This is a genomic window from Mesobacillus subterraneus (genome assembly GCF_023715485.1).
GTDB classification, from domain to species: domain Bacteria; phylum Bacillota; class Bacilli; order Bacillales; family Cytobacillaceae; genus Mesobacillus; species Mesobacillus subterraneus_B.
Genome location: NZ_JAMBOF010000003.1, coordinates 168,668 through 180,366 on the forward strand (window position 1 = coordinate 168,668; position 11,699 = coordinate 180,366).

Sequence of the window (11,699 nt, forward strand, 5' to 3'; positions counted from 1 at the left end):
TTTTAGCACCTGTTGATTGGAGTGGAGGGTACTCGACTCCTGCGGGCTCACCGGACGCCCTGCGGAAAGTGAGTGCCTGGAGCTTAAATCAACAGACAAGTTTAATAGAGCCTTACGATAATACCAAGATTGATAAAAGGGTGATTAACAGATGGAAGAACGAATCATCTCCAGTGAAGCGGGCGATCAAGATCTTTCATTTGAGCAAAGTCTGCGTCCCCAGACACTCAGGCAATATATCGGCCAGGACAAAGTTAAAGCCAACCTCGAGGTGTTCATACAAGCAGCAAGAATGAGAAGAGAAACGCTTGATCATGTACTGCTATATGGGCCTCCTGGATTGGGAAAGACTACACTTGCGGCGATCATCGCCAACGAGATGGGGGTTAACCTGAGGACGACTTCTGGACCAGCGATTGAGAGGCCGGGGGATCTTGCGGCGATTTTGACTGCTCTTGAACCTGGTGATGTCCTGTTCATAGATGAAATCCACAGGCTTCCAAGAACGATTGAAGAAGTTCTCTATCCTGCCATGGAGGACTTTTGCCTTGATATTGTCATCGGAAAGGGGCCAAGTGCCCGTTCAGTCAGGCTTGATTTGCCGCCGTTCACGCTTGTAGGGGCTACAACCCGTGCTGGTTCATTGTCTGCTCCATTAAGAGACAGGTTTGGAGTATTGAGCCGATTGGAATACTATAATGAGACCCAATTGACTGATATTGTTGTCAGGACAGCTGAGTTGCTGGAAACCGAAATCGATTGGCTTGCAGCGCAAGAACTGGCAAGAAGATCGCGAGGAACACCACGGATTGCGAACCGCCTGTTGAAACGCGTCCGAGATTTTGCCCAGGTCCGGGGCAACGGCGCGATTGAGGACACTCTCGCAAAAGAGGCACTTGAGCTGATGCAGGTTGACCGCTTAGGACTCGATCATATTGACCATAAGTTACTTAAAGGCATCATTGAAAAATATCGTGGCGGTCCCGTTGGATTGGAGACAATCGCGGCCACGATCGGAGAAGAGTCCCAGACGATTGAAGATGTGTACGAACCGTACCTTTTACAGATTGGCTTTTTACAGCGGACTCCAAGGGGAAGAATAGTAACGGGGGCTGTATACCGACATTTTCAGATGGAGGTGCCAGAATGATGACTGGTGCAGCGAAGTTTGTGATGATTGCAGGAGCAGTGATTTTTATCATCGGTTTTCTCATGCAATTTATCAACCTGGGAAGGCTGCCTGGAGATCTTGTCATAAAAAAGGGAAATACGACCTTTTACTTCCCAATTGTTACGTCGATCGTAGCAAGCATCATTTTATCAGCGATTTTTTACTTTATCGGCAGATTCCGCTGAACAACGCTCTGATTAATGCAGAGCTTTTGTTCAGGATGAATGGTAAAGTTGTAGGGATTCGCTTAGTTTACAGAGAAAAAATAGTAAGGGTGACAACATGAAAGTAGATTTGTTTGATTTCCATCTTCCTGAAGAATTGATTGCACAGACGCCGCTGGAACAGCGGGCTGAAAGCCGGCTGATGGTTCTAAATAAAGAATCGGGCAATATAGAACATGACATTTTCAAGAATATTAAGGAGTATCTTCAGCCAGGAGATTGCCTTGTACTGAATGATACAAAAGTACTTCCTGCCCGGCTTTTCGGTATGAAGGAGGATACAGGTGCCAAAATTGAAGTCCTTCTCTTAAAACAGATCGAGGGAGATGAGTGGGAAACCCTTATCAAACCGGCAAAGCGTGTGAAGGAAGGAACGAAAATCGTCTTTGGTGACGGAATTCTAACAGCGGTATGTACGGGTGAAGCTGACCATGGGGGCCGAAAGCTGAAATTCTCTTATGAGGGAATATTTTATGAGGTGCTCGAGCAGCTTGGCGAAATGCCGCTTCCTCCTTATATCAAGGAACAATTGGAAGATAAGGACCGATACCAGACTGTATTTGCAAGAGAACGCGGTTCTGCTGCAGCCCCGACGGCTGGTTTGCATTTTACCGAAGAGCTGCTTGAAGAGCTTAAAAAAATCGGGGTCCACATTGCCTTTATCACCCTTCATGTAGGTCTAGGCACTTTCAGGCCTGTCAGTGTCGATTCAATAGAAGAGCATGATATGCATTCTGAATTCTACCAGGTGACGGAAGGAACAGCATCGCTGCTGAATTCGGTACGGGAACAAGGCGGCAGGATCATTACCGTAGGTACGACCTCAACGCGTACGCTTGAAACGATTGCTGCTGCTAACGACGGTAAATTTGCGGCCGAAAATGGCTGGACAAATATCTTCATTTATCCTGGCTATGAGTTTAAGGCAATCGATGGCATGATCACCAACTTCCATTTGCCAAAATCGACACTCATCATGCTTGTCAGTGCTCTGGCTGGCCGGGATCATGTCTTGAATGCTTATCATACAGCAGTGGAAGAAAGGTATCGTTTCTTCAGCTTCGGCGATGCGATGCTGATTCTATAAGTGCTTAAATGTTTATCTAAAATAACCCTTAGAAAAAATGATTTCCACGAAAAGAGTAATTTGTGTGGAATGAATTTGGGTCAATGTATGACTCAATGGAAGGAGCAATAATAATTGTCAGCAATCCGTTATGAATTAATTAAAACTTGTAAGCAAACAGGTGCCAGGCTTGGGCGTGTCCATACACCTCACGGCTCATTTGAAACTCCTATATTCATGCCTGTTGGCACCCTGGCAACCGTGAAAACGATGTCTCCCGAGGAATTGGTCGACATGGGTGCAGGCATTATCCTGAGCAACACCTACCACCTATGGCTGCGACCAGGCCATGAAATTGTCCAAGATGCAGGAGGATTGCATAAATTCATGAACTGGGACCGTGCCATCCTGACAGATTCAGGCGGTTTCCAAGTGTTCTCATTAAGTGAGTTCAGGAAGATTGAAGAAGAAGGCGTCCATTTCCGTAATCATCTTAATGGGGACAAGCTTTTTCTCTCTCCAGAAAAAGCGATGGAGATCCAGAATGCGCTTGGTTCAGATATCATGATGGCATTCGATGAATGCCCTCCGTATCCTGCTGAATACGATTATATGAAAAAGTCGGTTGAAAGAACGTCGCGCTGGGCAGAACGCTGCCTCACAGCCCACAAGCGTCCGCAGGACCAAGGATTGTTCGGCATTGTCCAGGGCGGGGAATACGAGGAATTAAGGAAGCAGAGCGCCAAGGATCTGGTATCCATGGACTTCCCAGGATATGCAGTTGGGGGATTGTCAGTTGGCGAACCGAAGGATGTCATGGACAGAGTGCTGGAATTCACCACACCATGGCTGCCAGCGGACAAGCCGCGCTATCTAATGGGGGTAGGTTCACCAGATTCATTGATTGATGGTGCCATCCGCGGAATTGATATGTTCGATTGTGTGCTGCCAACTCGTATTGCAAGGAATGGCACATTGATGACGAGCGAGGGAAGATTGGTCGTCAAGAACGCGAAGTTTGCGCGTGACTTTGGACCGCTGGATCCGAACTGCGATTGCTATACATGCAAAAATTACAGCAGGGCGTACATCCGTCACTTGATTAAAACGGATGAATCGTTTGGAATTCGACTTACTTCTTACCATAATCTCTATTTTCTGCTAAAATTAATGGAGCAGGTCAGACAGGCAATCCGTGAAGACCGTCTGGGGGACTTTAGAGAAGAGTTCTTTGAGCAATATGGCTACAATAAGCCGAATGCCAAAAACTTCTAAATAAACTGCTTACCAAGGTCTTCCGTATTTATGCGGAAGCAGTCTTGAACAACGAAAGGAGGGGAAATGAATGGAAGGATTAGTAGGTACAGTATTCCCGCTGTTGCTTATGTTTGTATTGTTCTACTTTTTACTGATCCGCCCTCAACAAAAGAGGCAAAAAGCGGTTCAGCAAATGCAGAGTGACCTTGCAAAAGGTGATAAGGTAGTAACGATCGGCGGTTTGCATGGAATTGTTGATGCACTTGACGAAGGAACTGTTGTCATTAAGTGCGGAGATGGAAGCCGTCTTACATATGACCGCGCTGCGATTCGCGATGTAAGAGAATCTGCAGGTGGCATGCTTGCGAAATAATATGAAAAAAAGAAGCGGATTAATCCGCTTCTTTTTTTTACGAAATATGGAAGTGTAAAATTAACTTTGAGAATTGTCCAGCTCCAGCGCCTAGCCCCTCGAGTCGCTTCGGTCAGCCCAATGAAGTCAAAGAACGACTTCACCGGTCAGCCCTCCAGCGCTTGTCGGGGCTGACCAAGGCGCTTGCGCTTTTCTTATGCCTTTTGTGGGCCGCCAGCTATATTGACTCCCAAAATCCCGCCCATCATCGCAGTAATGATATAGCAGCTATGGTAGATGATTTGCTCGAAGGAGAATAAACTGTCATAACCCAGGAACTGAAACAGGAATATAATCACGGAATAAACGAGACCTGTAGCTCCACCGATCATCCAGCCCTTCTGCTTTCCGTTCCCTCCGGTGATGAAGCCGCCAATAAACATGGATAAAAATGAGATAGATGTCATTACGTATTGAAGCGAAGACTCTTGGACGGAAGTGAATTTTAAAAGAAGAGAAAATATAAAACTGCTTACGATTGCCAATAGGAATATTGCAATCACGCCGAAAAGGACGGCCTTTCCTAAACTCTTGGATTCCATTAACCCCTCTCCCCTCTAATCTGATCCCTCTAACCGGGAATTGCCTAGTACAAGCATATTCACCAAAAAGACTAAATAGAATCAGTTTTTCATCAGTTATGAAGTAAAGTATCTTTGAAATTTTTCATAAAACGCTAAGTATTTTTTATGGTCCGTGTAAAAGACTATAGATGAATGTGTTTGAAGGGCGGGGGAAAAGTGGAAGAATATTTGATCATTCTATTTAGGACGTTGTTCCTTTATTTGTTGATTCTCTTGATTTTCCGTTTAATGGGTAAAAGGGAAATCGGCGAATTAAGTATTTTGGATTTAGTTGTGTATATCATGATTGCGGAAATGGCATCTCTGGCAATAGAAAACACTAAAGATCCATTAATCAATACTCTTCTCCCAATCATGGTGCTGGTAGTTATCCAGATCACACTGGCAGTCCTTTCTCTTAAAAGCAAAAAGTTCAGGGATATCGTTGATGGAAAGCCGACAATCATTATCAATAATGGAAAAATTGACGAGAAGGCAATGAGAGCCCAGAGATATAATTTTGATGATTTGCTGCTCCAATTAAGAGAAAAGGATGTAGGCAATATCGCAGATGTTGAATATGCAATTTTAGAGCCGTCCGGGACGCTTTCCATTTTTCAAAAACAAAATGGGGATCATCAGGAAAATGGGAGTCTTGCCTTGCCCTTGATCATCGACGGTGAAATCCAGGAGGATAATCTTAAACTGATAGACAGGACAAGAACTTGGCTGCTGACCCAGTTAAATAAAAAAGGATATGAAGATCCTGGGGAGATTTCCTTTTGCAGCTTCCAGAACGGGGAATTCTATATTGATTTAATGAACGAATAAAAAACGTGGAGGAAATCCACGTTTTTTTACGTCACAAATTTTTTGAATAGGGACAAAATTACTGTACGGATTCGCCGGAGCTCCTGTTTCCTGATTAAACCTAAAACAATAGCAAGCAATATATAAATTATGCTGATAGCCCCCGCATTTATAAGAATCCTGACAGCCAGCGCCAATCCCTCATTAAGTCTGTCCCAAAGAATGAAGCCAATCAAGCCTGAAATCGCAATTACAGAAAACATTTTTACATAATCCAAAACATAGAACGTGAAAGAAACTGCCTTCAGCATTGTTGCGAAATGGAGCAGGGTGATCAATACAATACCCATGACCATTCCCAGGGCCACACCATTGATGCCAAACGCTGGCTGGCTTGCCAGCAAAAAGATTACGGCTGTCTTTGCTAAATTTCCTATCAGGCTGTTAATCATCGCAGCTCGGGCCAGGTCCAGGGCCTGCAGCGCAGCCTGCAGTGGCCCCTGAAAATAGTAAAACAGGAAGAAAGGAGCCATCAGGGTGATAAATTGCGACCCATTGGAAGTACCATACATCAAGGTCATCAATGGTTCAGCAAGCACATACAATACAACCACTGCCAGCCCTCCTGTCAGTAGCGAGAAACGCAGAGACTGCTGCAAAAGGTGTTCGATGACCTTTACGTTTTTCTTAGAGTTTGCCTCGCTTATGGCCGGGACAAGTGAGGTTGAGAGGGAATAGGTAATGAATGAAGGCAGCAAAAGCAGAGGCATTGCGAAACCGGTCAAGGCGCCATATTGTTTTGTAGCGGCCACGGCCGCAACTCCGGCTATTGCTAGGCTATGCGCTACAACAATCGGTTCAAAGAACCAGGATATCGATCCAATCAGTCTGGAACCTGTAGTGGGCAATGCGATGCTCATCAATTCGTTAAATGTCGATTTCCCTGAGTGGACGTATTGAAAAAAGTTTTTCCTCAGGCGGAATTTTTTCTTGAGCTTAAAGGTTGTCATTAAATAAAGCAGAGAAATCAATTCTCCAATTACCGATGCAACCATGGCAGCTGCCGCGGCGTATTCAATACCGTAAGGCATGAAGGTCTTTGTAAGCACAGCAATCAAGGTTATTCGGACTAGTTGTTCAATCACTTGCGAAATGGCTGAAGGTCTCATGTTCTGTCTTCCCTGGAAATATCCGCGGAGAACTGAGGAAACTGCCACTATTGGAACAATCGGCGCAATAGCCAGAAGTGGCAATTGAGTCCTAGGGTCAGTAAAAAGAGTTTCAGATAGGTATGGGGCAAGGAATATGAGTGCTGGTGTAAAGATGATGGATAAGGAAATCGTGGTAGCCAGAGAAACGACAAGTATTTTCTTTATTTTAGGAAAGTCGCCTCTCGCTTCAGCCTCCGCAACATTTTTAGAAATCGCAACCGGGAGCCCCAGCTGTGTGATGGTCACAACGAGCATCATCGTAGGAAATGCCATCATATATAAACCAACACCCTCTTCACCAATGAAACGGGCGATGACGATCCGATTTATAAAACCAAGCACCCTGGTTACGAGCCCGGCCATCAACAAAATAAATGTTCCTTTTAAAAACTTCGACATTCCGTTCCCTGCCTTCTCAAAAATGCATATTTCATATACAATTAACTATATGCAAGAAAGTGGACAAAGCATGACAGGTTAGAACATATAAAGACTAGAAATTAGAACAGGGAGGCATCGGAATGGATCGAACTCATCAGTATGAACGGTTTTACAATGAGGTTAAACCGGCGTTGCAAAGCAAAGTTGAAGAATTCAAAATATTCGGATATGAAAAAGTGACTGAAAAAGATTTATGGCAATATCTCACTAAAAAAAAGTGGAAGAAGCCAAAAGAAGATATTCAGGTATATGAAGTCGTTGCGGATATTTTATCAGCCAAAATCGGCGACGTAATGAATTTTACTACTGTCGAAGCATTCAAATTAGGAGATTTTGCGCTGGGTGACGAAGAAGAGCGCAGGGAACTACTTAAATAGCTTTAATCTAATCTGAAATAACACCCAAAAAAAACCAGGACCCGATTTTTTCTTAGTTAAGCATTCTCGAGTAGGAGAACGGAAAAAGCTTAATTGACAGTTTTTTTAAACTGATACATAATTAGAATGCTATAAATTGGTTACTGTTTATTTTTTAATAGTCTTAATGTTTTTGCTGTCTGTTAGCGTGATTTGTGTCTTAAGAATAAGGAGGATTTCTACATAATGGTAAAACGCAGCCGCATCGTGGCCTTCTTTTTGCTGATTTTGCTTATTGGAAGCGCCATGGGTGCAACAACCCAGAATATATTGAAAGATATCAAGCTTGGCCTTGACCTTCAGGGAGGTTTTGAAGTTCTCTATGAAGTCACACCACTAAATGGTAAAAAAGGAGAGAAAGTTGACCGGGAAACTTTAAAAAGTACAGCAGAAGCGCTGGAGCGGAGGGTCAATGTTCTTGGAGTCAGTGAACCGAATATCCAGATAGAAGGGGAAAACCGGATCCGTGTACAGCTGGCTGGTGTTAAGGATCAGAATAAGGCCCGTGAAATTCTATCTACCGAAGCGAATCTTACATTCCGTGACGTGAACGACCGTGTCATGATGGATGGGGGAGACCTGGCTGAGAATGGTGCAAAGCAAAGCTTTGACCAGCAAAACAAGCCAAGCATTTCGATAACCTTAAAAGACGGAGACCAATTCGGGGAAATAACGAAGGAAATCCGTGATATGTACCCTGATAATCAGCTGGTTATTTGGCTGGATTTCGAGGAAGGCAAAGATTCATATAAGGAAGAAAGGATGAAGCCAAATCCAGGATTCCTTTCAAATCCAAATGTTGACCAGGTTTTAAATCAAAAGAACGTTGAAATAACGGGAACCTTCACAATTGAAGAAGCTCAGCAGCTTGCATCATTGCTGAACGCCGGGTCCTTGCCGGTCAATCTTGAAGAAACATACTCTACATCTGTAGGCGCCAAGTTTGGTGAACAGGCATTAAACGAAACAATTTTTGCTGGTATCATCGGCGTTCTGGCCATTTTCGTATTTATGCTTGCACTTTACCGCTTACCAGGTATTGTTGCGATTGTAACATTATCAATTTACATCTATCTTATCCTGTTGATTTTTGATTGGATGAATGGAGTATTGACCCTTCCAGGTATCGCTGCATTGATCCTTGGTGTCGGTATGGCGGTAGATGCGAATATCATTACGTATGAACGGATTAGAGAAGAATTGAAGGTTGGCCGCAATATCAAAGCCGCTTTTGAAGCGGGAAGCAAAGGATCATTGTCAACGATTTTCGATGCCAACTTGACAACACTCCTTGCAGCTGTTGTATTGTTTGCGTATGGTACAAGCTCTGTCAAGGGCTTTGCAACGATGTTGATCATCAGTATCCTTGGGAGCTTCATTACTGCGGTCTTCGGTGCGCGTTTATTCCTTAGCCTCTGGGTAAACAGTGGGTTATTTAAGGACAAACCATGGTGGTTCGGTGTTAAGAATTCGGAAGTTCATGACATTTCTGAAGGTCTTGATCCTCTGGACTTAAAGACAAAGTTCGATCGATTTGACTTTGTCCATAACAGAAAAAAATTCTTTACAGCTACTGCTGTTTTGCTTGGAGTCGGCTTGGTGGTCTTGCTGGTCTTCCGCCTAAATCTTGCAATTGATTTTTCCAGCGGTACTCGAATTGAAATCATGTCTGACAATAAGTTGACAGCCGAACAAGTAAAAGAAGAACTGAAAAAGGCAGACATTGAAACCGATGACATCGTTATCTCTGGTGATAACGGAGAAATTGGTGTAGCCCGATTAAAAGGGGTATTAAACAAGGATGAAATTGCTGAGCTTAAATCGCAGCTAAAAGACGCATTTGGAGCTGAGCCGAATATCGGTACAGTGTCACCTACTATCGGAAAAGAATTGGCTAAGAATGCAATGATTGCGCTTGTAATTGCTTCAATCGGGATCATCATCTATGTTACAATCCGATTTGAAATTTATATGGCACTCGCAGCGATTCTTGCATTGCTGCACGATGCTTTCTTTGTTATAGTAGTCTTCAGTATTTTAAGGCTTGAGGTAGACATTACATTTATCGCAGCGATCCTTACCATTGTCGGTTATTCAATTAATGATACAATTGTAACCTTCGACAGGATGCGCGAAAATATGGTGAAAAAGAAACGCCTGAAGACGCCTGAAGATATTGCGGAGGTAGTGAACACGTCACTTCGCCAGACGCTTGCCCGTTCAGTCAATACTGTTTTAACTGTTGTCATTACTGTAGTTGGACTGCTGTTATTTGGCAGTGAATCAATCTGGAATTTCTCCTTCGCACTTCTTATTGGCTTGATTGCCGGAACATATTCATCTGTATTCCTGGCCGCACAGCTCTGGTATGTATGGAAAAATAAAGAGCTTAAGAAAAAAGGTACGATTAAGACATACAAAGAGAAGAAAGTTTACTCAGATGAGCCACAAGTTTAACTAATAACTTTGAAAAAATACCACGCGGTTCCGCGTGGTATTTTTTCGTTTTTGGTTAGAACAACCAATTTTTAGGATAAAATAAAAGGAATGCCGACAGACTAATTGTGGCGGTAAAGTTGCAGAAATACATAATATGCATGGTTCTGGGAGGAAGATTGCCATTGGAAAAAGATGTTCGATTTAAGAAAGCAGAGTTCGCCGCAATGGTTGGGGTTATAGGGAATATCGTTCTGGCAGCATTAAAATGGACTATCGGCATTTACGCGAACAGTAAGGCGCTTGTGGCGGATGCTGTCCATTCTGCGTCGGATGTAGTTGGTTCATTGGCGGTTTACATAGGACTGAAGGCAGCCAAGGCTCCACCTGATGAGGACCATCCTTATGGTCATGGAAAGGCAGAATCGATCGCTGCGGTTATTGTTGCTGTATTGCTGATGCTGGTAGGTGTAGAAATCGGAAGGTCTTCAATTGAGTCTTTCTTCCAGCCAATAGAGCCCCCAAAATCAATCGCAATTGTGGCTGTTGTCGTTTCAATTATTGTTAAAGAGGGAATGTTCAGGTATAAATACAGACTTGGTAAAGAATTAAGAAGTGATGCCTTGATCGTAAATGCATATGAACATAGATCAGATGTGTATTCCTCCATAGCAGCACTGATTGGTATCAGCGCTGCGGTTCTGGGCGGGAAGTTCGGAATTGACTGGCTGGTATATGCCGATCCGGTAACAGGACTGCTTGTAGCCCTGTTAGTCATAAGGATGGCCTGGAAGCTGGGGAAGGAATCAATCCACAACACATTGGATCATGTCCTTCATGATGAAGATACGGAAGAATTCAGGACTGTTGTCCAATCCATCCCGGAAGTGAAAAAATTGGATGAATTGCACGCAAGGGAGCATGGACACTATGTAATCATCGATTTGAAAATATCAGTCGATCCGCATATGACTGTAGAAGAAGGGCATCGCATCGGAAAGTGTGTTAAAAAGAAGCTGATGGAAAACAAGAACGTCCAAAACGTCTTAGTCCATATTAACCCCTACAGCGCAGATGGCAGGTTCGAAGATAGTGTGGACATTCAATAGAAATAGAGGAGTGGAGGAACATGAAATTCCAATGGGCATTACTGCTGGGGATAGGCTTTGCTTTAATTGTGGCAGTTTTTGCTGTGATTAACGTTGATCCTGTAACAGTGAACTATTTCTTCGGGGAAGCAAAATGGCCGCTGATCCTGGTCATTTTAAGCTCAGTTCTAATGGGCGGCATCATCGTCGGCTCAGTCGGACTGTTCAGGATGTTTGTGCTTCAGCGTGAAGTGAAGTCATTAAAAAAGCAAAATATGGCTCTCGAGGAGCAGCTGGCTGTTAAAAAAGATCTCCAAGAAGATCCAGTGTACGAAATAGAGGATATGCATTGAGTTTAGAGGGGGCGGCATTTATGCCGCCGTTTTTTTTGCTTTCTAAGTAAGTGGAATTTAAATTACTGTCCAAACTCCAGCACATAGCTCCCAGTCGCTCAGGTTATAAGCCGCATCCCGCGGGTATCAGGATTTCCTTAGGCACCTTTTAGTGCTGACTAAGGCACATGCGTTTTCTTAACCCGTATATATTAACATTCATTGTCATTGAAACCGTGTCTCTGCTTTTGTATAATTAAAAAGCTGAGAGG

Annotated in this window: 12 protein-coding genes; 10 read left to right on the plus strand and 2 right to left on the minus strand. The window is 43.7% G+C overall.

Annotated features, from left to right (window positions below; translation table 11 throughout):
- Positions 1 to 151: 151 nt before the first annotated feature.
- The 5 genes from ruvB to yajC all read left to right on the plus strand — a co-directional run bounded on the left by ruvB (position 152) and on the right by yajC (position 4,091).
- On the plus strand, positions 152 to 1,150 hold the full coding sequence (gene ruvB, locus M3204_RS05505; RefSeq protein WP_251479374.1) for a Holliday junction branch migration DNA helicase RuvB: 999 nt from the start codon (positions 152 to 154) through the stop codon (positions 1,148 to 1,150).
- Positions 1,150 to 1,356: a DUF2905 domain-containing protein gene (locus tag M3204_RS05510; RefSeq protein WP_251479917.1), complete on the plus strand. Its 207-nt coding sequence runs from the start codon at positions 1,150 to 1,152 to the stop codon at positions 1,354 to 1,356. The genes ruvB and M3204_RS05510 overlap by 1 nt, the downstream gene beginning before the upstream one ends.
- A gap of 97 nt (positions 1,357 to 1,453) precedes the next feature.
- Positions 1,454 to 2,482, plus strand: coding sequence for a tRNA preQ1(34) S-adenosylmethionine ribosyltransferase-isomerase QueA (gene queA, locus M3204_RS05515; RefSeq protein WP_251479377.1), 1,029 nt, complete (start codon positions 1,454 to 1,456; stop codon positions 2,480 to 2,482).
- 114 nt (positions 2,483 to 2,596) lie between these two features.
- On the plus strand, positions 2,597 to 3,736 hold the full coding sequence (tgt, locus tag M3204_RS05520) for a tRNA guanosine(34) transglycosylase Tgt (RefSeq protein WP_251479379.1): 1,140 nt from the start codon (positions 2,597 to 2,599) through the stop codon (positions 3,734 to 3,736).
- A gap of 70 nt (positions 3,737 to 3,806) precedes the next feature.
- The gene (gene yajC, locus M3204_RS05525) at positions 3,807 to 4,091 is read left to right on the plus strand and encodes a preprotein translocase subunit YajC (protein ID WP_251479381.1); all 285 of its coding nucleotides are present in this window, start codon (positions 3,807 to 3,809) and stop codon (positions 4,089 to 4,091) included.
- Positions 4,092 to 4,285: 194 nt separating this feature from the next.
- Here yajC and M3204_RS05530 read toward each other — a convergent pair whose 3' ends face one another.
- On the minus strand, positions 4,286 to 4,672 hold the full coding sequence (locus M3204_RS05530) for a TIGR04086 family membrane protein (RefSeq protein ID WP_251479384.1): 387 nt from the start codon (positions 4,670 to 4,672) through the stop codon (positions 4,286 to 4,288).
- A 198-nt stretch (positions 4,673 to 4,870) separates the two neighbouring features.
- On the opposite strand from M3204_RS05530, the gene M3204_RS05535 reads away from it, so the two are divergent.
- Positions 4,871 to 5,524 carry a DUF421 domain-containing protein gene (locus M3204_RS05535; RefSeq protein ID WP_251479386.1) on the plus strand — a complete coding sequence of 218 codons (654 nt, stop codon included), beginning with the start codon at positions 4,871 to 4,873 and terminating at the stop codon, positions 5,522 to 5,524.
- Between the two features lie 26 nt (positions 5,525 to 5,550).
- Here M3204_RS05535 and spoVB read toward each other — a convergent pair whose 3' ends face one another.
- Positions 5,551 to 7,113: a stage V sporulation protein B gene (gene spoVB, locus M3204_RS05540; RefSeq protein WP_251479388.1), complete on the minus strand. Its 1,563-nt coding sequence runs from the start codon at positions 7,111 to 7,113 to the stop codon at positions 5,551 to 5,553.
- Between the two features lie 122 nt (positions 7,114 to 7,235).
- Between spoVB and M3204_RS05545 the strand changes: the two genes are divergently transcribed.
- The 4 genes from M3204_RS05545 (at position 7,236) to M3204_RS05560 (ending at position 11,448) form a co-directional block, all read left to right on the plus strand.
- On the plus strand, positions 7,236 to 7,532 hold the full coding sequence (locus tag M3204_RS05545; protein ID WP_251479390.1) for a post-transcriptional regulator: 297 nt from the start codon (positions 7,236 to 7,238) through the stop codon (positions 7,530 to 7,532).
- A gap of 225 nt (positions 7,533 to 7,757) precedes the next feature.
- Entirely contained in the window at positions 7,758 to 10,028 is a 2,271-nt protein-coding gene (gene secDF, locus M3204_RS05550) for a protein translocase subunit SecDF (protein WP_251479392.1), read from the plus strand.
- Positions 10,029 to 10,192: 164 nt separating this feature from the next.
- Positions 10,193 to 11,116, plus strand: coding sequence for a cation diffusion facilitator family transporter (locus tag M3204_RS05555; protein WP_251479395.1), 924 nt, complete (start codon positions 10,193 to 10,195; stop codon positions 11,114 to 11,116).
- 20 nt (positions 11,117 to 11,136) lie between these two features.
- Positions 11,137 to 11,448 (plus strand): LapA family protein, encoded by a 312-nt coding sequence (locus M3204_RS05560; protein ID WP_251479397.1) that lies wholly within the window; start codon positions 11,137 to 11,139, stop codon positions 11,446 to 11,448.
- The last annotated feature ends 251 nt before the right edge of the window (positions 11,449 to 11,699 follow it).